We start from the raw sequence: 19,997 nt of genomic DNA on the forward strand, positions 1-19,997 counted from the left end.
CAGGACCGGACGATGCGAGCTCCACCCCGCCTGGGCCGCCACCCCCGCGTCTCAAGAACACGAATAGTTGCGATAAGACAGCCCACAGCCAGCCACAAGACCACCCCAAGCATCCATTGGCAACCCGCAAGGCCGAAGGTTACCCACTTGGAATACAAAAACCCGAACCTTCAAATGAAGATCCGGGCTTTGTACAAGCTCGAAGGAACCACTAAAAGCTGCTTACTTTTGCGTCTTCGCCGCAGGCGCCGTTTTCATTGCGCCGGGAGCTGCGGTTTTCGCTGTAGCCGACTTGGCCTTGTGCTTCGCATGATGAGTGGTCTTGGCGTGCGTGGCGCTTGCGGCAAAGGCCGACGGAGCCATGGCAATACCCAGGCACAAAGCAGAGGTGGACAGGGCAAGAGCAATACGCGATTGTTTGGTCATTGAAGTGACTCCTAGAAACAGTTGTCGAAATGCCTGTGCATTCGAGGGTTAGAGTCGACAAACACTGCACGACTCATGTTCGTTAAGAACCAACGCCCAACATTTAGTTCGGAGCGAATATGCAAACAAGTGCATTAACTGTAGCCAGTTAATACCCCGAACAAAGGTCAAAATCGAGATAAACCCTGATTTATTGAAAGATCCGCCCAAATCGCCCATACGGCCGGTAACAATCCTGACCCCTGGCTTAATGGCAAAACCCCATCGGTTGTATCATGGGCAAGCCGAAACGTTTCCGGTTCCAGACACGGAAGACGTCCCGGCAAGTCAAACCATCCACTGCTTCGGGAGCACACAATGAAGGTCGTAACGCCGTCCTCCGCCAATCACACAGAAACTCAATGGCACGACGAAACCACCGTCCTGCATGGCGACGCGGCACTGGCTTGCGACTCATCCGTGGTGGCTCCGATCCAGTACAGCGCGACATTCAGGGCCGACACGCCAGCCGATTTCGCCGACATGGCCAATATGCCCAGACCTCCCGCCTTTTATACACGCTACGGCAACCCCGTGCACAAACGCGTCGAAGCCATTCTTGCCGAACTCGAAGGCACCGAAACAGCCTTGCTGATGGCCTCGGGCATGGGCGCCATCAGCACCACCGTATTAAGCCTGGTGTCCAGAGGCGATCATGTCATCGCCCAGAAACGTCATTACATGAGCACTTCGAAGCTGTTCGAAGAAGTGCTGCCGCGTTTCGGAGTCGAGGTCAGCATCGTCGACCAGACCGACCTGGCCGCAATGGCCGCAGCCATCCGGCCCGAAACCCGGCTGATCATGCTCGAAACCCCCGTCAACCCGACCTTGTCCCTGACCGATCTGGCGGCGGTTGCCGCAATGGCCCGGCCGCGCAACATCATCACCATTGCCGACAACACCTTCGCCTCGCCGCTGAATCAAAAACCCCACGCGCTGGGCATCGATATCGTGGTGCACAGCGCCACCAAATATTTTGGCGGGCATCACGACATCACGGCCGGTGCGGTCTGCTGCTCGGCCGCGCACGCCGAGCTCATCTGGAAAATGCACGTCACCCTGGGGTCGGTGCTTTCCCCGATGGACGCCTGGCTGCTCTTGCGCGGGCTCAGAACCTTGCCGCTGCGCCTGGAACGCATCAATGCCAACGCACTGGCCCTGGCCGGCTGGCTGGAAAACCAGCCGCGGATCGAGCGCGTCTTTTATCCCGGCCTGGCCAGCCATCCGCAGCACGATCTGGCGCTGCGGCAAATGAAAGGATTTGGCGCCGTCATCGCTTTTTCGATCAAGGGCGGGTTCGACATGACCAGCCAATTCGTCGCCTCGCTAAAGCTCGCCACGCATGCCGTCAGCCTGGGCGGCGTCGAGACTCTGATTGTCCACACCGCCGCCATGTGGGCCGGCACCATGACGGAAGCCCAGATGCAATCGGCGGGAATCGAAGCGAATTTCGTACGCATGTCGGTTGGAGTCGAGCATATCGAAGACCTCAAGGCCGACCTGGGCAGCGCCCTGGCGGCCCTGGAACACGCCTGACATAGCCGCTACACTTGAAAAATCCATACCTCCCACATACTCACGGAAATAGTGATGAAAGCAGCCTGGTACGACGATAGAGGACCCGCACGCGATGTGCTTCAGGTCGGAGACTTGCCCAAGCCAAGCGTCCAGGCCGGCGAGGTTCTGGTGCGAATCCACGCCAGCGGGATCAACCCTTCCGATACCAAGTCGCGCAGCGGTGCGGGCGCGCGGCCCAATGTTTTTCCCAGAGTCATTCCTCATCAGGATGGAGCCGGCGTCATCGAAGCCGTGGGCGAAGGCGTGGGCGAAGGCGTGGATGCCGGCCGCATCGGCCAACGGGTCTGGGTATACGAAGCGCAACTGGGCCGTCCTTTCGGCTGCGCCGCCGACTATACAAGCGTTCCAGCCATCAACGCCGTTGCGCTTCCAGCCACGACAAGCTTCGAAGAAGGAGCCTGCCTGGGTGTACCCGCGCTCACGGCTCATTACTGCGTCACGGCCGATGGCCCACTCGAAGGAAAATTTGTCCTGGTCACCGGCGGTGCCGGGGCGGTCGGTTTTTACGCCGTTCAGTTCGCCAGGCATGAGGGCGCGACCGTCATAGCGACCGTCCGAACGGAAGAACAGGCGCGGGTCGCACGGGAAGCCGGCGCGCAGCACATTCTCTATCGCCTGAAAGACGATATGGTTGCCGGCATAGCCAGAATTACAGGCGTGGAAGACGGCCGGGGCATCGATCGCATCGTTGATGTCGCATTCGGCGCAAACCTGGACACAAGCCTGAAAGTCTTGAAAACAAACGGTTCCATCGCTTCCTACGCGTCCGACCAGACTCCGGTTCCCGCCTTGCCCTTCTGGCAATTGATAAGGCTCAACGCCACGGTACGATATGTCCTGGTTTATGCAATGAGCCGCGAGGCCCATGCCAAGGCGATTGCCGCTGTCACCGATGCACTTGCCAAGCGGACGCTGAAACACCATATCGCGGCCCGGTTTGCGCTCGATCGAATTATCGACGCCCATGAAGCCCTGGAATCGGGCCAAACGGTTGGGAAGATCATCATCGCCATGGACGCAAACTGACTCCCTGCCCAAAGCGTAAGGCACGTGTCAATACGATTTCGGCAAGCCCAGCACTTTCTCCGCGATAAAGCACAGAATCAGTTGCGGCGATATGGGTGCAATGCGCGGCAGCATAGCCTCGCGGAAATACCGTTCCACGTGGTATTCCTTTGCATAACCCATGCCGCCATGGGTCAATACGGCGGTTTCACAGGCCTTGAACCCCGACTCGGCGGCAAAGAACTTTGCGGCGTTGGCTTCGGCCGCGCAAGGCTTGCCCTGATCGTACAGCCAGGCGGCCTTCTGATATAAAAGTGCCGCCGCCTCCAGCTCTACCCAGCGTTCGGCGAGCGGATGCTGGATCCCCTGGTTCATGCCGATGGGCCGGTTGAATACCACTCGCTCGCCGGCATAGGACGCCGCCCTGCGCAATGCCGCGCGCCCCAGGCCTACCGCCTCCGCGGCCAGCAGCACACGCTCGGGGTTCATGCCGTGCAAAATATACTCAAAGCCACGCCCTTCTTCCCCTATCAGGTCTTCGATGGGTATTTCCAGGCCATCTATAAACAATTCGTTCGAGTCGACCGCCTTGCGCCCCAGCTTTTCTATTTCGCGCACCGCTATCTTTGCACGGTCCAGATCCGTGTAGAAAAGGCTCAGACCTTGAGTGGGCTTGGTGACTTTCTCCACGGGAGTCGTGCGCGCCAACAAAAGAATCTTGTGTGCAACCTGCGCCGTCGAGATCCAGATTTTCTGGCCGTTGACGATGTAACGGTCGCCTTTCTTTACCGCCCTGGTCTTGAGCTTGAGCGTATTCAATCCTGTATTCGGTTCGGTGACGCCAAAGCAGGCTTTGCTGTCGCCGCTGATGATCGGCGGCAACCAGCGCGCCTTTTGCTCCTGGCTGCCATGCACGACAACGGGATGCAGTCCGAAAACGTTCATGTGCACCGCCGACGCCCCCGACAATCCGGCTCCAGACCCGGAAATGGTTTCCATCATGAGCGCCGCTTCAGAGATGCCGAGTCCCGCGCCGCCATATTCGACCGGCATGGCAATACCCAGCCAGCCCGCCTTGGCAATTGCCGAGTAAAAATCCTGCGGAAACCCCCCGACTGTGTCTTTCTTGCGCCAGTAGTCATCGTCAAAGGGAACACAAAGTTCCTCTACCGCCGAGCGGATCGCAAGTTGGTCTTCGGTAAATGAGAAATTCATTTTTCTTCCGTTTCGTTCCTGATGAAATGGGCTGTGCGTAGACAGTTTATTGCGCAGAGGCCTGTACCGATCCATTCTGAACGAATGCGTCGATATCCGCGGCACCATACCCGAGGCCGAGCAGGATTTCTTTTGTATGCTGCCCCAGGGCGGGAGGCGGGTACCGTAATGCATTGCGCTCCCCATTGAACCGCAAAGGCTGCGCAACGACATTGATGGGCGCCCCTTCCCCCTGGGTGAACTCCTGGATGATCCCGCTTTCCCTGGTGTGGGGATGCGACAGCATTTCTCCGATCTCTTGTATGGACGCGCAGGGTATGCCTGCGTTCGTCAGGTGTTCGAGCCAATAGTCGCGGGGATGTTGCAACAGGATGCGCTGCACCTCGGCAAGCGTTTCGGCGCGGTGCTCGACACGATCGGCATTGGTCATGAAACGCGCATCCCGGGCCAGCTCAGGCGCGGCGGTCGCGCGGCAAAAGGCCTGCCATAAGGAATCGTTGGCAACACCCAGCAGAAAGGGCCGATCCTCTGCGTCGAACACCTGGTAGGGGCATAATGACTCGTGGGCCGATCCCCATCGCCTGGGCTCGGACCGGCGCTCCCAGAAACTTTGCGCAACATAGCCGAGAAAGCCGATCGATGTATCGAACAGCGAAGCTTCGATCAGCGTGCCCTGCCCGGTTTTCATGCGCTTGATGACAGCGGCCAGGATGCCAATGGCTGCGTGCATGCCCGTCGCCTGGTCGATAGGCGAAAAAGGGCTTCTCACGGGCGCGCCGTCGGGCTCGCCGGTAATCGCCATCATCCCGCTGAACGCCTGCAGGATCACATCGTATCCTTTTGCGTTCTTCAGCGGGCCCGTGCGGCCAAAACCCGAAATACTGCAGTACACGATATCCGGATTGATGTTCTTGACCGTTTCATAATCTATTTTCAGGCGCGACGTCACTCCAGGCCCGAAACTTTCCACGACGACATCGGCCGTTTTGATCAGCCTATGCGCAATCTCGAGCCCTTCAGATGTTTTCAAATCCAGGGCAACGCTTTGCTTGTTGCGATTCGCGCTCAGGAAAACCGTGCCCTTGTCTCCGTGAAAAGGGGGCCAGCGGCGCGTGTCGTCGCCGCCTTTTACCGTCTCCACCTTTATTACCTCCGCGCCCATGTCGCCCAGATATTGGGTGCACAGCGGCCCCGCCAGTACTTTTGAAAAATCGATTACACGGATGCCGCTCAGGGTGCTCATCTCTTATGGTTTCCTCGTAATGGTCTTGTTATTTAAAGCCGATGATAATTTAATGGTCCAACCGTTGACTAAACCAATATTATTAACTATTCTTTCTCACGTCAATGCATGTCCAACAGCGACGAAGCACCTCGTCCAGCCAAAGGGCTTCGGCATGTTCACTAAAAGGAAAACCTTGTGTCTATCGATTTTTCAGTTGAACACAACGGCATTGCCACGATTACCATCAACCGCCCTGAAAGCCGCAATGCGCTTGACCAGCATCACTATGATCTGCTTTCCGACGCATGGCGTACAGTGCGCGACGACGATAACATCCGCGTGGCGATCATCACCGGCGCCGGCGACAAGGCCTTTTGCGCCGGCGCCGACATAAAGACTTTTCTGGCTGCCCCGCCTTCTCTTGCCACCTTGATGCGAACCCAGCAATCGCAGTTGCTCAACAGAGGCCTCGAGGTCTGGAAGCCGGTGGTGGCCGCGGTCAATGGCTACTGCCTGGGCGGAGGCATGACTCTGCTGCTGGCAACCGACATCAGAGTCTGTACCCCCGATGCCCGTTTCAGCCTGTCCGAAGTGCAGCGCGGCGCATTTCCCGCCAATGGCGGGACCCAGCGCATTGCCCAGCAATTGCCGCACGCCATAGCCATGGAAATGCTGCTGATTGGCGATCAATTCGATGCGCAAACCGCCAGCCGCTGGGGCCTGGTCAACCAGGTAGTTGCCAGCGAACAACTGATGGCGACGGCACAGCAGTATGCCCTGCGGATTGCCGCCAACGCCCCGCTGGCGGTTCAGGCCGCCAAAGAACTCGCCTTGCGAAGCCGCGATGCCGATCTGGCAACCGGGCTGCGCATGGAACAGCTTTTCCTGCGCATTTTGCAGGAGACCCAGGATATCCAGGAAGGAGCCGACGCATTCACCGAAAAACGCCCTCCCCGTTTTCAAGGGTTCTAGTGTGCCGTTTGGCTTGGCGACTCATACCTTAAACACAACATCGCAGCGGAGTCCATCGCGGATTTGCCGCCCCGCTGCCCATCGAGGAGCTTGTAAAAATGATATTCAGGTCATTATTGTTTGTGCCCGGAGATAGCGAACGAAAACTCGCCAAAGGTGAAACCTCTGGCGCCGATGCGCTGGTGCTGGATCTGGAAGATGCCGTCGATATCTCCCGGCTTCCAGTGGCCAGGGAAATGGTGCATCAGTATCTGGCGTCGCGGCCAAGCCGGACGCAGGCACTCTGGGTAAGAATCAACCCGCTCGACTCGGGCCTGGCCCTGGACGATCTGGCCGCCGTGGTGCGCGGCCGCCCCGATGGCATCCTGCTGCCCAAGGGGTCCGGTGCGGCGCACATCGAATTACTCGACCACTATCTGGCAGCCCTGGAGATTCGCGATGGAGTGGAGCCGGGCTCGGTCTCCATCATTCCCGTTGCAAGCGAAACGCCCACGGCGGTGTTTGCACTGGGAGGATACAAAAACAGCAGCCCCCGCCTGAAAGCATTGACGTGGGGTGCGGAAGACCTGGCAGCCGCGATTGGCGCCAGTACCAACCGTCTTGAAAATGGCGAATATGAATTCACCTACCAGCTTGCACGCTCCTTGTGCCTGTTGGGCGCCCATGCCGCCGGCGTGCCGGCGATCGACACCATCTGGGGAAATTTCAAGGACGCCAAAGGCTTGCACAACGACGCGACATTGGCGCGAAAGGCCGGTTTCGCGGGAAAGATAGCCATCCATCCCGACCAGGTGCCCATCATCAACGAAGCCTTTACTCCGGATGAAGCGGAGTTGCGGCATGCGCAGCAGGTCGTACAGGCCTTTGAAGACGCCCAAGGCGCCGGAACCGTGCAACTGGACGGACAAATGCTTGACCGCCCCCACCTCAAACAGGCTTTGCAGACACTGGCAATGCGAGCCCGCATCTAAATATGTGCCAGCACCGCCACTGATCAATATAGGTCGGCGTACAACACCCTCAGGAGACAATGCATGAACAATTCATTCAGGAAAATCCTCACCGCCTCCTGCCTTGCCGCAGCGCTCGCGGGCAGCACGGCAGCGGCCTCGCCAAGCTATCCTGCGAAGGAAATCCGCTTCATCACCGCTTTTGCGGCGGGCAGCGCCAGCGATATCGTTGCCCGGCTGATTGCCGAGCGCCTGCAGGCCGCATTGCACCAGCCCGTGATAGTCGAGAACAAGGCAGGAGCTTCGGGGCAGATAGCCGCCAACTTCGTCGCAAAGGCCCCGCCCGACGGCTACACCATCATGCTGGCGACGAACACCACGCACTCGGCCAATCCCTATCTGTTCAAGACACTGCACTATGACCCGATCAAGGATTTCACGCCGATAGCCCAAATATGCAACTTCCCCTTTGTGCTGGCTGTGAGCGGAAAATTGCCCGTTTCCAATATCAAGGAATTGCTGGCCTACGGAAAAAAACACGCGTCCACGCTCAGCTACGCCTATGGAAACAGCACCGGCCAGGTGTCGGCCGCCGCGTTTGACAAGGTCACGGGGCTTGCCGCGACCGCTGTTCCCTACAAAAGCTCGCCACAGGCCATGACCGATGTCATCGGCGGCCGGGCGTCCTTCATGTTTGCCGACCTTGCTTCCGCGGCCGGCTACATACAGTCCGGAAAATTGAAGCTGCTGGGCGTCACCACAAACAAGCGCACGGCCCTGGCCCCCGATTTGCCCACCATAGCCGATGCCATCCACCAGCCCGGCTTCAATCTCGCCGCGTGGGTGGGAATCTTCGGCCCGGCCGGAATGCCCAAACCGGTGGTCGATCGCCTAAGCACCGAAATAGTAAAAATCGCCTCCTCGGAGGATATGCGGCAGCGCCTGACCAGACTGGGAGCCGAACCCACTCCCGAACCCGCGGAGAAATTCGGGCCTTTTGTTGCACAACAATTAACGATCTGGGGCCAAAAGGTGAAGGAAGCCGGGATCGTTCCGCAATAGCCTGCGCAACGCGTCCTCAAGCTCAAGGCAGCGCGCTCATGCTCCGTCCCGATGTTCGGGACTCTTGAGCATGAGCGCGCTGCGCTTGCATGTGGCGATCAGCACATTGTTCTGGTTATAGCCGCGGTGCTCGAAAACGACTATGCCGTTTTGCGGTCGCGACCGGCTTTCGCGCACGGAAACGACTTCGGTTTCAACACGCAATGTGTCGCCATGGAAGACCGGACCCGGGAACCGTACTTCATCCCAGCCCAAATTTCCCACCGTCGTCCCCAGCGTGGTATCTCCGACCGAAATGCCCACGATCAATCCCAGCGTGAACGCGCTGTTGACCAGCCGCTGCCCGAACTCCGTATGGTTGCGGCAATACTCCTCATCCAGATGCAGCGCAGCGGGATTGTGAGTGAGAGCGCTGAAGAAGACATTATCGGCTTCCGTCACAGTGCGTCGAATCGCATGATTGAATGTCTGCCCAACGGAAAACTGTTCAAAATACAGGCCGGCCATATAAGGCTCCTTCTGGTGGTCGTGCGAAAGTCCTAGAACGCAACATTGTCTTTACCTTTGGTCTGGATCATGGATCGAGCCTCTTCCGGCGTTGCCACTTCCATCGACAGTTGCTCGAGAATCGCGCGAATTATTGTCACCTGCTCTGCATTGGACTTTGCCAAACGGCCTTTTCCGGCATAAAGGCTGTCTTCCAGGCCCACACGCACATTCCCGCCCAGCAAGGCGCTCATGGTGACAAACGGAAGCTGATGCTTGCCGGCCGCCAGCACCGACAGGTAGTAATCGTCGCCGAAAAGCTTGTCTGCGATGGAGCGCATATGAAGCAGGTTTTCCTGATGTGCGCCGATACCGCCCAGGATTCCGAAAATGCACTGCAGGAAAAACGGCGGCTTGATCAGGCCGCGATCGACAAAATGCGCCACGTTGTACAAGTGGCCCACGTCATAGCACTCGAATTCGAAGCGCGTGCCCATCGCCGATAATTCGTTCAGCCCCCGTTCGATTTGCGCAAAGGTATTGGAAAGAATGAAATCGCGCGTCATTTCCAGATAAGGCTTTTCCCAATCGAATTTGAATTTGTCCAGCTTGCCTGCCGCGCCCGAGATATTGAAATTGAACGACCCCATATTCATGGACGCCACCTCGGGCTGCGCCCATTTTGCCGGCGCAAGACGTTCGTCGAGCGTCATGCCCAGCCCGCCGCCGGTGGTGATATTCAGAATCGCATCGGTCTGTTCTTTAATGACAGGCAGAAACTGTGCAAAGAGCTTGGGATCCTGTTTCGGCAGGCCTGTTTCGGGATCGCGCGCATGCAAATGGAGCATGGAAGCCCCGGCTTTCGCCGCGTCTATGGCATCGCGGGCAATCTCCGCGGGCGTAATCGGCAGATAAGGCGACATGGAAGGAGTATGTATGGATCCTGTCACCGCACACGTAATAATGACTTTTTTCGAGGTTTTCAACGCACGTCTCCTGGTTGGTGTCGCAGCATGCCGGGTCAAGCGCATTACCGGCAAAACCTCACATTAAAGAATATGGTCCATTTAGTCAATGGTCAAACAATTAGTTAAATCGATTATTCCATGCTAGACTTCAGACGCTTAGGTTTACTGACAAAGGCCATGAATACAGCAGCCCCCTCCGCCACTGCCCGACTCAGCATCATCGACGTCCCCAAGTCCTGCGACATGCTGGCAAACAAACTGCGCGAGCAGATCCTGGACGGCTCCATCGCAGACGGCGCCATGCTGCCGCCCGAGCGCGATCTTGTCGAACAAACCGGCCTTAGCCGCGGATCAGTGAGGGAAGGCTTGCGCATTCTTGAAGCCGAGGGGCTCATCAAAACCCGCTCAGGGCGCTACGGCGGCTCATCGGTTACCCGCCCATCCGGCGCGATGGTATCGAATCAGATCAATTTATTCGCCCGGGTCAGCGGTATTTCGCTGATCTCCATCGTTGAAGCGCGCGTAACGCTTGAACCCGCGCTGGCAAGGCTGGCAGCCCTGAATCGCACAGACGATGACCTGAAACAACTGCGCGAAATTTCGCAACGCATCGTCGCGGCCTATGACGATGTTCCCACCTATCTCGACGAAAACGTCAACTGGCATTGCGCCCTGGCGCAAGCCAGCCACAACGAACTGCTGCATACCTTTACCGTTTCCATCGCGCAACTTATCCGGGACGCCACCGCTATCAAAAACATGGCCCCCTTCGACGTCCGAACTGCGGTCATCAAGGCCCACGACCGGATTCTCGATGCCATCGTCGCCAAAGACCCGGATACGGCGGAACGCCGCATGCAGCGTCACGTGCGGGCCTATGCGCAACACGTCCAGCTGCTGATGGAACCCGCTTAACGTTCCAACCCGGTTCCGCTCCGCTGCGCCACAAACTCGAACGGCCTGATTTTGCGCAGCGGCAGGCTCGCGCTCACGCAGATGCCGTCAAAACATCATCATGGTCGAAAGCTTGCTGGCCAGGTCTTTCATGACTTGGGCAATGGGGCCTTCCAATTTATCGCGGCTTATGACGGAACTGGCGCCGCCGCAATTTATGGCCACGACACGCTTGCCGTTGGGAGACACAACCGGCACACCCAATGCGTTGACATCGGGGTGATACCAGCGCAGATTCAATACATAGCCGTGTTCCCGGTACATGCGTACCGATTCCTGTATGTAGCGGCGGTTTTCTTCCCAGTCACTCGGATAGGCGCGCGCGATCTCTTCCATCAGGCGCTCGCGTTCCGGCTCGCCGATGGCGGCCATGTAAGCGCAGCCAACCGCGGACCGTTCAATGCGCAGCGCGGACCCCACATGGAAATTCAGCTTCAGGACGGTTGGGGCGGTTTCCCTGCCCATGATGATCATTTGCAAGCCATCGCGCGCGGCGATGGATAAAGAGGAATGGAACCGATTGGCAATTTCGGCCATATGCGGCAACGCCACTTCGGTAACGCCCCGTTGCGACAGGCATACGCAGCCCAGCGCCAACACACCGGGGCTTACTCGAAGACGTTCCGGATCGTTGCCGGGAACCAGATAACCGGCTTTTTGCAAGGTATAGCAAAGGCGCCAGACCGTCGATTGGGAAAGGCCGATCAGGCGTGCAATATCGGTTGTGCCCAGCTCCATGCGCTCCGCTGAAAAGCAGCGCAGCACGTCCAGGCCGCGCGCTAGTGCAGTAACGAAATGCCGGTCTTCTTTCATTTAAACCTTTCGCCGCAGGCATAAACAAATATTTCATGCGCGCGCAGCCATTGACAGCCGCAGGGCCCGTCATTAAACTTACTCGTATTGCAGATTACAAAACTGCAGTGCAAATTATAGGATAAAAAATTGGATATGACAAGCCACCACGGCAGGCATGCTGTTCCTACTGAACAGTTTCCCGATCTAACGCATTTTTTCAGCCCTCGCCGCGTGGCCATGGTGGGCGCCACGGAAGATCTCGGTAAATTCGGTGGCCGCTGCATGCGGCAGATGATCGATTTCGGATACACAGGCGCTCTCTATCCCGTCAACCCGAAACGCGAACAGATATTCGGCCTGCCTTGCCATACATCGATCGCGTCGCTTCCCGACACTCCGGATCATGTCGGCATCGTCTTGCCAGCCCACGCGGTACCCGCCGCCCTGGAACAATGCGCGGAACGCGGCGTCCCCTTTGCAACCGTGTTTTCGTCGGGGTTCGGCGAAACCGGCAACGACCAAGGGTTGGCCGACCAGCAGCGTATCCTGGACATCGCCCGGGCAGGCAACATCCGACTGATGGGGCCGAACTGCAATGGCATGGTGAATTTCGTCAATGGCTTCGCATTGACCTCCACCGCGACTATTCAAGGTCCGCGGCGCCCCGCCGGCGATATCGGTGTAGTCAGCCAATCTGGCGGCGCGGGACAAGTCAATATCATGTGGCGAGCCCAGCAGGCGGGCCTGGGCATAAGCTACCAAGTCAGTTGCGGCAATGCGGCCGACCTGGACCTGGTCGATTACGCCGCATTCATGCTGGAAAGCCAAGCCACCAAAGTGGTATTGATGCTCGCCGAGCGGCTGGCGGACGGCGATCGTCTGCGCGCCCTGGCCCGGCGCGCCGCCGAACTGGACAAGCCCATCATCATGGTCAAAGTCGGCCGTACCGAAGCGGGCAGCAAGGCGGCGGCATCCCATACCGGCGCGGTGACCGGCGCCGATGGCGTTTGCGACGCGGCATTGCGGCAAATGGGCATCGTGCGAGTCGACGATTGCAATGAGCTGTATGAAACCGCCATGCTGCTGCGCCAGGGGCGGCGACCGGGTGGCCGCCGCGCGGCCGCCATGTCCATCTCCGGCGGCAATCTTGTAATGGTGGCCGACCTGGGCGCATCCCTTGGTATCGAATGGCCCTCGTATAGCGAACAGACCTGCCTGAAACTCGCGGAATCCCTGCCGGGTTTCGGCTCCGCCAACAACCCCACGGACTTGACCGCCGCCGCAATCGGACAACGGGACGCCTATAAAAATGCGGCGCAGACGATTCTGCAAGACCCTGCTGTAGACATACTCATCCCGGTCCTGACCATAAACAGCGCGGCCGATGTCCGCGCCATAGCGGAGGTATCCGCCGGCAGCGACAAACCCGTGGCCGTCTTGTGGACGGGCTGCGCCAGCAATGACGCCGCGCTTACGCCCGAAGTGCTGGTCGCCGAAGGTCTGGCTGTATATCGCGATGCCCTGCCCTGCTTGAAAGCCGTCCACCGCACAATGCAATATGCTGAATTTCGCCGACGCCTTTCGAGCCCCGAAGCTGTACGGCCCAAGAATATCGACGCAGCCGCCGCCCGGCACCTGTTGGACGAGGCCGACGGCCCATTGAGCGAATACCGATCGAAAGCGCTGCTGCAGCATTACGGATTACCGGTGACGGCGGAGACTCTTGTCTTGTCGGCTGGGGACGCGGTCGCCGCCGCATCGCGAATCGACGGCCCGGTAGCATTGAAAATCCAGTCGCCCGATATTCCGCACAAGACCGAAGCAGGCGCCATGCGTCTGGATGTGACCGGCGAGCGCGCCGTTACGGCCGCCTACGACGCGGTGATCGCTGCGGCAAAGGCATACCGGCCCGATGCCCGCATCGAAGGCGTGCTGGTTCAAGAGATGATCGCCGATGCACAGGAAATCTTCGTTGGCATATCGCACGATGCCACTTTCGGCCCGGTGCTGACCCTCGGATTGGGAGGCATATACGTCGAAGTGCTGAAAGACGTGGTATTTCGCCTGGCCCCATTAACGCCCGACGAGGCGCGGCGCGCGCTGGGCGAACTGCGCGCCTTCAAGCTCCTGGAAGGAGTCCGCGGCAAGCCCGCAGCCGATGTGGATGCTCTGGTGGATTGCCTGGTGCGTGTCTCCTGGCTGGCGATAGACCTGGGTGGGCGGATCGCCGAGCTCGACATCAATCCGCTCTGCGTACTGCCGAAAGGCCGCGGCGCGCGTGTAGTCGACGCATTGGTCATTCCCCACAGAACTGCCGATTAAATACGGAGAATCATCGTCATGATAACTGCGGCAGCGGAAGAAAGCGTGCTCTGGCTTACGATCTCGCGCCCCAACGCGGCAAACGCGCTCGATGCGGCAACCCACGATGCGTTGGTCGCCGAACTGCAACGCGCGTCCGCGGATGACGATGTGGCCGCAGTCGTGCTGCAGGCCGCGGGCGATCGGGTTTTTTGCGCGGGAGCCGATCTGAAAGAATTCTCCCAGCTTGCCTCCGCCCAGGCTGCGCTCAAGCGCCGGGAACTGTTATTGCGCACTTTGACTGCCATGCTGGACTTTCCCAAGCCGCTGCTGGCGGCCGTACAGGCACCGGCCATCGGGGCGGGTGCCATGCTGGCGCTGGCCTGCGACGAGATCCTGATGGCGAGCGACGCCTCGCTGTCGTTCCCCGAAATCACTTTGGGTCTGCCCTCGCCCATGGGGGTCGCCATGATTGCCCATCGCGCTCATCGACAGATCGTGCAAGGGCTGGTGCAGCTCGGGCAGCGCCTGAGCGCCCAAGACGCGCTGCTTGCCGGGCTGGCCGATCAGGTGGCGGTGCCGGCCGAGCTGAAAGCATATTGCGCTGCGCGCGCCGGCGACTGCGCCGCCCGTGCCGGCCATGCATATGCGGTGAACAAGCGCTGGATGAACCGTGAACTCAAGCGGGACCTGGCCGATGCGGCCAACGCCGCGACAGCCAACCAGCACCCATAGTTTTCATTAACCATCAAATCAAATGGAACGAGAGATAGACCATGCAATTGGAAATCAGCCCGGATCTCGCGGAAATGCGCGCGGCCGTACGCCGCTTCACACAGGACGAACTGGAACCCATCGCACTGGAAATCGACCAGACAGGCGAAGTGCCCGAGCAAACCTTGCCTTTGCTGCGAGCCCAGGGCTACCTGGGCATGCGCATGCCGGCGGAGTTCGGCGGCGGCGACTTCGATCTCTCCACCTATTGCCTGGTATTGGAAGAATTCAGCCGGTCCCATCGCATGTTCACGTTAATGCTGGATGCCACCAGCGGCCTTAACCCCATCGCCATTGCCCGCTTCGGCAGCCGTGCGCAACAAGAAAAATACCTAGCGGGATTATGCGCCGGCACCCTGCACGCCTCGTTTGCCTTGACCGAGCCTGGCGCGGGCTCCGACGCCCAGGCCATCAAAACCCGGGCGCAGCCACGCGGCGATGGCTGGGTGTTAAATGGGCGCAAGCACTACATCAGCGGCGCCCACTTGGCCAACGTCGTGCTCGTCATGGCCGTCACCGATCCCGAAAAACGCGGGCGCGGCGGTATTACCGCGTTTCTGGTGGATAGCAGCACGCCGGGCTTCAGTGTCACAAGGGTCGATACCACCATCGGCTCCGATCCCATCAAGCTGGCGGAGCTGTCCTTCGACGACTGCGAACTGCCGGCCGGCGCGGTGCTGGGGGAAGTCGGCCAAGGTTTCAAGGTGGCGATGGAGTCGCTGACCAGCGGCCGCATGGGTGTGGCGTGCTCGTGCCTGGGCGCGGCCGACCGTCTTCTGGAAATGTCCGCGGCCTACGCCAAGGAGCGCTCCACCTTCGGCAAGCCCCTGGCCGACCGACAGGCAATCCAGTGGATGCTGGCCGACTCCGCGACCGAGCTGGCGATGGCGCGCGCCTTGACCTACGAAACCCTGCGCCGCATCCAGGCCGGCGAAGACGTCGGTTCCGCCGCCAGCATGTGCAAGCTGGCGGCTTCGGAAATGGTCGGCCAGGTCGCCGATCGGGCGGTACAGATTCACGGCGGCATGGGTCTGCTGCGCGGATTCCCGGTGGAGCGCTTCTACCGCGACGTGCGCCATTACCGCGTAGGCGAAGGCTCCTCCGAAATACAGCGCATGCTGATTGCCCGCGAGGTATTGCGATGAAAGCTCGCGCACCGCTGAATGCCGTCATTGCCGGCGTCGGCGAAAGCACAGTGGGCCGCGTGCCGCATCTGGACTCCCTCGGCTTGCAGCGCATGGCGGCGCTCGCGGCGCTGGAAGATGCGGGCCTGACGCTGGCCGATATAGACGGCCTGCTGACCACTCCCATCCGGGTGGAAAACTGGGCCATGCCCTGCGGCGTGGTATCGGAAAGCCTGGGCCTCCATCCACGTTATCTGGCAACACTGGATGTTGCCGGCGCGTCCGGCGTGGCCATGGCTCACCACGCGGCCATGGCGGTGGCCACGGGCCAGTGTGAGACCGTGCTGTGCGTCGCCGGCCAAAACATGCTGTCGTTCAGTTCGCGCGGCGCCGCCGTGCAGAAGCTCGCCGACGCCGGATGGGCTCACCCGGAATTCGAAGCACCATACGGCCCGCTCATACCCACGCTCTATGCCTTGGTGGCACAGCGCCATATGCACGAGTACGGAACCACGCTGGAGCAGATGGCCGAGGTGGCCGTCACCCTGCGCGGCCACGCCGCGCTGAACCCCAACGCACACAAGAAAGACCTTCTTTCCATCGCCGATGTCATGCAATCGCGCACCATTACGTCGCCGCTGCGCATGCTGGATTGCGCCCTCGTATCCGATGGCGCCGCCGCTTTCATAGTCACCACGCCCGAACGCGCGCGCGACCTGCGCCAGCCCGCCGCCAAGCTGCTCGGGCATGGCTATGGGCATTCACACACATATATAGGCGACTACAAGAACATCACGACAACCGGCGCAGTGCAATCCGGCAGGGATGCGTTCGACATGGCGGGGCTGACGCCATCCGATATCGATGTGGCCGAACTGTACGACTGCTTCACAATTACGGTCATCGTGGAACTCGAAGACCTGGGGTTCTGCGCCAAGGGCGAAGGCGGCCACTATGTCGAAAATGGCGGGATTGCGCTGGGCGGAAAACTGCCTGTCACCACGCATGGCGGTCTTCTATCCGCCGGCCATCCCGGTCTATCGGGAGGCATGTTTCATCTGCTGGAAGGTGTGCGCCAAGTACGTAACCAAGCTGGCGCGCGCCAAGTACCCGGCGCCGAAGTGGCCCTGGTGCATGGCAACGGCGGGATCGTCGGGCTGCACAGCACTCTCATCATAGCCAAGGGGTAAATCATGTCTGAATCTTCCCCCATGATGAAAAGCGCCCACTACTGGGAGCGGACCCGCAGCCTGGGATTCGCCTTGCCTCATTGCTCCGATTGCGGCCGGTTTCATTTTTACCCCCGTCCCGCCTGTCCTTTCTGCGGCAGCGACCGGGTGCTCCCCACCGTGGCCAGTGGCAGGGGCAGCGTCTACAGCTACTCCGTCGTGCATCGCGCCCCTGGCCCGGCTTTTGCCGGCGATGTTCCTTATGCAATAGCCATAGTCGCCACCGATGAAGGTCCTCATCTGTTGACCCGTGTTGCAGGCGTGGATCCCGCCCGGGTGCGAATTGGAATGCGCGTTCGCGTGCTCGACATGGCCACAGCGCCCGAACCGCTGTTCGAATCGGATGAAACCAAGGAGAATGTATGACCGACGCCGTAATTACCCATATTGAAGATGCCGTCGCCTGGATAACGCTGAATCGTCCCGATGCGCTGAACGCCATCAACAACGATACTCGGCGGATGTTGCCCGATGCCATCGATGCGGCCGATGCCAATCCGGATGTACGGGTCATGGTAATCCGCGGCGCAGGGCCGCGCGCATTCTGCGCAGGCGCCGACATCAAAGAGTTCGCCACCGTCGATGCACCGGCCGCGCATCGCCAGTCGCGCGTGCAGCGCCACTGGATCGCGGCCTTCGATCGCGCCGTCAAACCATTGATTGCGTCGATTCATGGCTATTGCCTCGGCGGCGGCCTGGAGATCGCCCTGGCCTGCGATATCCGCATCGCCGCCACTGACGCATCCTTCGGATTCCCCGAAACAAGCCTCGGCATTATCCCCGCCGCGGGAGGAACGCAGCGCATTACACGAGTGCTGGGAATGGGTGTAGCCCTCGACCTCATTCTTACAGGCGAACGAATCGACGCGCAGCACGCGTGGTCGATGGGGCTGGTTTCACGCGTGGTCGAACCGGCGGCGCTAAACGAGCTGACGCACGGCATCGCACAGAAAATTGCCTCCCGGCCGCCGCTCGCCACTCAGTTTGCCAAAGAGGCCGTTCACACAGGCGCCGAAATATCTCTGGCGGCCGGCATGCGTCAGGAAACAGACCTGTTCACCCACCTCATCAATACACAGGACCGCCAGGAAGCCGCCAGGGCTTTCAGCGAAAAGCGCAGCCCCAAATTCACTGGCCGATAAACAATTTCCTATTCAATGCAACACGGAGTTCTCATGACAGCAAAATCCATCTATCTAGCACTGGACCTGATAAATGACCTCGTGCACAATGACGGCCCCAACGGCAAGGGGCCGCTGGGCGAACAAATCCGCACGCGCCAAATCATCAAAAACACCCGCCACGCGCTGGACAAGGCGCGCGCTGCCGGACTACCTATAGGCTACGTGCGTGTCGGCTTTTCCGGCGACTACCTCGAATGCCCGCCCGCCTCGCCCATCTTTTCCAAGGCGCGAGAGAACGGCCTTTTCAAGCTGGGGACATGGGGCACTGAAATCCATCCGGACCTGACGCCATCGGCCGGCGACTTCGACATCGTCAAGCACCGCGTCAGTCCATTCTACGGCACGAACCTGGAACCCATACTGCGCGCGCACGGAATCGGGCGCATCTACCTGGGCGGCGTTTCATCCAGCGCGGTTGTGCAAGCGACCGTTCGCGAAGCCCACGACCGGGACTATGAATGCATTGTGCTTGAGGACTGCTGCGCATCCTTTTCTGGTGAGGATCATGATCAATCCATGACCGCAGTATCCCGCTTCGCAAAACTCACTACCTCTCGCGAGGTCGAATTCCAGCGTTGAAGAAAAATCGAACGCAGTACTTACCGGCAAAAAACAAGGAGACAAAACCATGTTGAAATTACGCAAACTCACACGTCATACACTCACCGCCTGTGGCGTACTGGCGATAGCCGTTGCCCTGGCCTCCCCTGCGCCATCGGTGGCGAAGGAAGCCTATCCGAACCACTCGATTACAGTCATCAATCCATGGACCGCGGGCGGACCCGCCGATACCGTGGCGCGGCCGATACTGCAAAAGCTGTCGGAAATGCTGAAACAGCCGGTGGTCCTGGAAAACAAAGCAGGTGCCAACGGCACGATCGGTTCCAACTTTGTCGCGCATGCGGTTCCCGACGGCTACACCTTGCTATTTTCGCACGTGGGTCCCATTACCATTAGTCCCGCCGTTCAAAAGCATATGCCCTACGACTCCGTACGCGACCTGGCGCCCATCACCCAAGTCGTGTCGGCGCCCACCGTGCTCGTGGTGCGCCCCGACCTGCCTATCCACAATCTGAAAGAGCTGGTCGACTATGCGCGCGCCCATCCCGGCAAGCTTACATATGGCTCTGTAGGGCCGGGCAGCACGACACACCTGGCGGGAGAAATGCTTGCCAGTATGGCGAACGTCAAGTTGCTGCATGTGCCCTACAAGGGCGCGGCTCCCGTCGTCACCGACCTGCTTGGAAAGCAGATCGACATGGCATTCCTGAATATCGCCGGAGTGATTCCTTTCCTGAAGTCCGGCCAAATGCGCGGGATAGCTGTCAGCACCTTGAAACGATCCACCCTGCTGCCCGATCTGCCCGCCATAGCCGAAACGTATCCTGGGTTCGAAGTCAATTCCTGGTACGGACTCATGGCGCCGGCCAAAACCCCCAAAGCCATCATCGATCTGCTGCAGCGCGATGTTGCCGCAATTCTGAAAATGCCTGACATCGTCAAGACCCTGTCCATGAACGGCCTTGCCCCGGAAGGCACCACGCCCGAGCAATACGCCAAGCAGATCAGCAAGGATCTCGTGCGTTGGAAAGAAGCCGTGAAAAATGCGGGCTTGGAGCCGCAGTAATTTCCCCAGCTGTCATTGTATTAACCCACCAGGAGACGGGCCACCCAATACTTGCGCAAAAGACGACAAACGTGACGGCAAAC

The 19,997-nt window shown here is 59.5% G+C and carries 20 protein-coding genes; 14 read left to right on the forward strand and 6 right to left on the reverse strand.

Going from position 1 to position 19,997, the window contains the following annotated elements; genetic code table 11:
• Nucleotides 1-222: 222 nt before the first annotated feature.
• A complete protein-coding gene (locus tag ACYVIS_RS07395) occupies nt 223-426 on the reverse strand; it encodes a hypothetical protein (protein ID WP_232743973.1) in 204 nt (67 codons plus the stop codon).
• A 357-nt stretch (nt 427-783) separates the two neighbouring features.
• On the opposite strand from ACYVIS_RS07395, the gene ACYVIS_RS07400 reads away from it, so the two are divergent.
• Entirely contained in the window at nt 784-2,001 is a 1,218-nt protein-coding gene (locus tag ACYVIS_RS07400; RefSeq protein WP_460873629.1) for a trans-sulfuration enzyme family protein, read from the forward strand.
• A gap of 54 nt (nt 2,002-2,055) precedes the next feature.
• Entirely contained in the window at nt 2,056-3,069 is a 1,014-nt protein-coding gene (locus tag ACYVIS_RS07405) for an NADPH:quinone reductase (RefSeq protein ID WP_460873630.1), read from the forward strand.
• A 27-nt stretch (nt 3,070-3,096) separates the two neighbouring features.
• Here ACYVIS_RS07405 and ACYVIS_RS07410 read toward each other — a convergent pair whose 3' ends face one another.
• Both ACYVIS_RS07410 and ACYVIS_RS07415 read right to left on the reverse strand, forming a co-directional pair.
• A complete protein-coding gene (locus ACYVIS_RS07410; RefSeq protein ID WP_232743976.1) occupies nt 3,097-4,263 on the reverse strand; it encodes an acyl-CoA dehydrogenase family protein in 1,167 nt (388 codons plus the stop codon).
• Between the two features lie 46 nt (nt 4,264-4,309).
• Complete coding sequence (locus ACYVIS_RS07415) at nt 4,310-5,506, reverse strand: CaiB/BaiF CoA transferase family protein (RefSeq protein WP_460873631.1); 1,197 nt, start codon at nt 5,504-5,506, stop codon at nt 4,310-4,312.
• Between the two features lie 177 nt (nt 5,507-5,683).
• Between ACYVIS_RS07415 and ACYVIS_RS07420 the strand changes: the two genes are divergently transcribed.
• From ACYVIS_RS07420 to ACYVIS_RS07430, 3 genes are all read left to right on the forward strand, one after another.
• Nucleotides 5,684-6,460: an enoyl-CoA hydratase/isomerase family protein gene (locus ACYVIS_RS07420; RefSeq protein WP_232743978.1), complete on the forward strand. Its 777-nt coding sequence runs from the start codon at nt 5,684-5,686 to the stop codon at nt 6,458-6,460.
• Nucleotides 6,461-6,558: 98 nt separating this feature from the next.
• Nucleotides 6,559-7,431 (forward strand): HpcH/HpaI aldolase/citrate lyase family protein, encoded by an 873-nt coding sequence (locus ACYVIS_RS07425; protein WP_460873632.1) that lies wholly within the window; start codon nt 6,559-6,561, stop codon nt 7,429-7,431.
• A gap of 63 nt (nt 7,432-7,494) precedes the next feature.
• Complete coding sequence (locus tag ACYVIS_RS07430) at nt 7,495-8,472, forward strand: Bug family tripartite tricarboxylate transporter substrate binding protein (protein ID WP_460873634.1); 978 nt, start codon at nt 7,495-7,497, stop codon at nt 8,470-8,472.
• A 36-nt stretch (nt 8,473-8,508) separates the two neighbouring features.
• On the opposite strand, the gene ACYVIS_RS07435 is transcribed toward ACYVIS_RS07430, so the two are convergent.
• The gene (locus tag ACYVIS_RS07435; RefSeq protein WP_232743981.1) at nt 8,509-8,979 is read right to left on the reverse strand and encodes a MaoC family dehydratase; all 471 of its coding nucleotides are present in this window, start codon (nt 8,977-8,979) and stop codon (nt 8,509-8,511) included.
• Between the two features lie 32 nt (nt 8,980-9,011).
• Nucleotides 9,012-9,944, reverse strand: coding sequence for a beta-keto acid cleavage family enzyme (locus tag ACYVIS_RS07440; protein ID WP_232743982.1), 933 nt, complete (start codon nt 9,942-9,944; stop codon nt 9,012-9,014).
• A gap of 159 nt (nt 9,945-10,103) precedes the next feature.
• Between ACYVIS_RS07440 and ACYVIS_RS07445 the strand changes: the two genes are divergently transcribed.
• Entirely contained in the window at nt 10,104-10,841 is a 738-nt protein-coding gene (locus ACYVIS_RS07445; protein ID WP_232743983.1) for a FadR/GntR family transcriptional regulator, read from the forward strand.
• An 87-nt stretch (nt 10,842-10,928) separates the two neighbouring features.
• Here ACYVIS_RS07445 and ACYVIS_RS07450 read toward each other — a convergent pair whose 3' ends face one another.
• Nucleotides 10,929-11,693 (reverse strand): IclR family transcriptional regulator, encoded by a 765-nt coding sequence (locus ACYVIS_RS07450; protein ID WP_460873635.1) that lies wholly within the window; start codon nt 11,691-11,693, stop codon nt 10,929-10,931.
• A gap of 135 nt (nt 11,694-11,828) precedes the next feature.
• Here ACYVIS_RS07450 and ACYVIS_RS07455 point away from each other — a divergent pair, with 135 nt between their 5' ends.
• From ACYVIS_RS07455 to ACYVIS_RS07490, 8 genes are read left to right on the forward strand one after another with little or no spacing between them, the layout of a single operon-like run.
• The gene (locus ACYVIS_RS07455) at nt 11,829-13,997 is read left to right on the forward strand and encodes an acetate--CoA ligase family protein (protein WP_460873636.1); all 2,169 of its coding nucleotides are present in this window, start codon (nt 11,829-11,831) and stop codon (nt 13,995-13,997) included.
• Nucleotides 13,998-14,015: 18 nt separating this feature from the next.
• On the forward strand, nt 14,016-14,711 hold the full coding sequence (locus ACYVIS_RS07460) for an enoyl-CoA hydratase/isomerase family protein (protein WP_460873637.1): 696 nt from the start codon (nt 14,016-14,018) through the stop codon (nt 14,709-14,711).
• 41 nt (nt 14,712-14,752) lie between these two features.
• A complete protein-coding gene (locus tag ACYVIS_RS07465; RefSeq protein WP_232743988.1) occupies nt 14,753-15,895 on the forward strand; it encodes an acyl-CoA dehydrogenase family protein in 1,143 nt (380 codons plus the stop codon).
• Nucleotides 15,892-17,064, forward strand: coding sequence for a thiolase C-terminal domain-containing protein (locus ACYVIS_RS07470; protein ID WP_460873638.1), 1,173 nt, complete (start codon nt 15,892-15,894; stop codon nt 17,062-17,064). The genes ACYVIS_RS07465 and ACYVIS_RS07470 overlap by 4 nt, the downstream gene beginning before the upstream one ends.
• Before the next feature lie 3 nt (nt 17,065-17,067).
• Nucleotides 17,068-17,469, forward strand: a complete 402-nt coding sequence (locus tag ACYVIS_RS07475) for a Zn-ribbon domain-containing OB-fold protein (protein ID WP_460873639.1) — start codon at nt 17,068-17,070, stop codon at nt 17,467-17,469.
• Nucleotides 17,466-18,245, forward strand: coding sequence for an enoyl-CoA hydratase/isomerase family protein (locus tag ACYVIS_RS07480; RefSeq protein WP_460873640.1), 780 nt, complete (start codon nt 17,466-17,468; stop codon nt 18,243-18,245). Before ACYVIS_RS07475 ends, ACYVIS_RS07480 begins: the two co-directional genes overlap by 4 nt.
• Nucleotides 18,246-18,278: 33 nt before the next feature.
• Nucleotides 18,279-18,866: a cysteine hydrolase family protein gene (locus ACYVIS_RS07485; RefSeq protein ID WP_232743992.1), complete on the forward strand. Its 588-nt coding sequence runs from the start codon at nt 18,279-18,281 to the stop codon at nt 18,864-18,866.
• Nucleotides 18,867-18,915: 49 nt separating this feature from the next.
• On the forward strand, nt 18,916-19,914 hold the full coding sequence (locus tag ACYVIS_RS07490) for a Bug family tripartite tricarboxylate transporter substrate binding protein (protein ID WP_460873641.1): 999 nt from the start codon (nt 18,916-18,918) through the stop codon (nt 19,912-19,914).
• Nucleotides 19,915-19,997 lie beyond the last annotated feature (83 nt).

The sequence above is a fragment of the Paralcaligenes ginsengisoli genome (assembly GCF_054781135.1).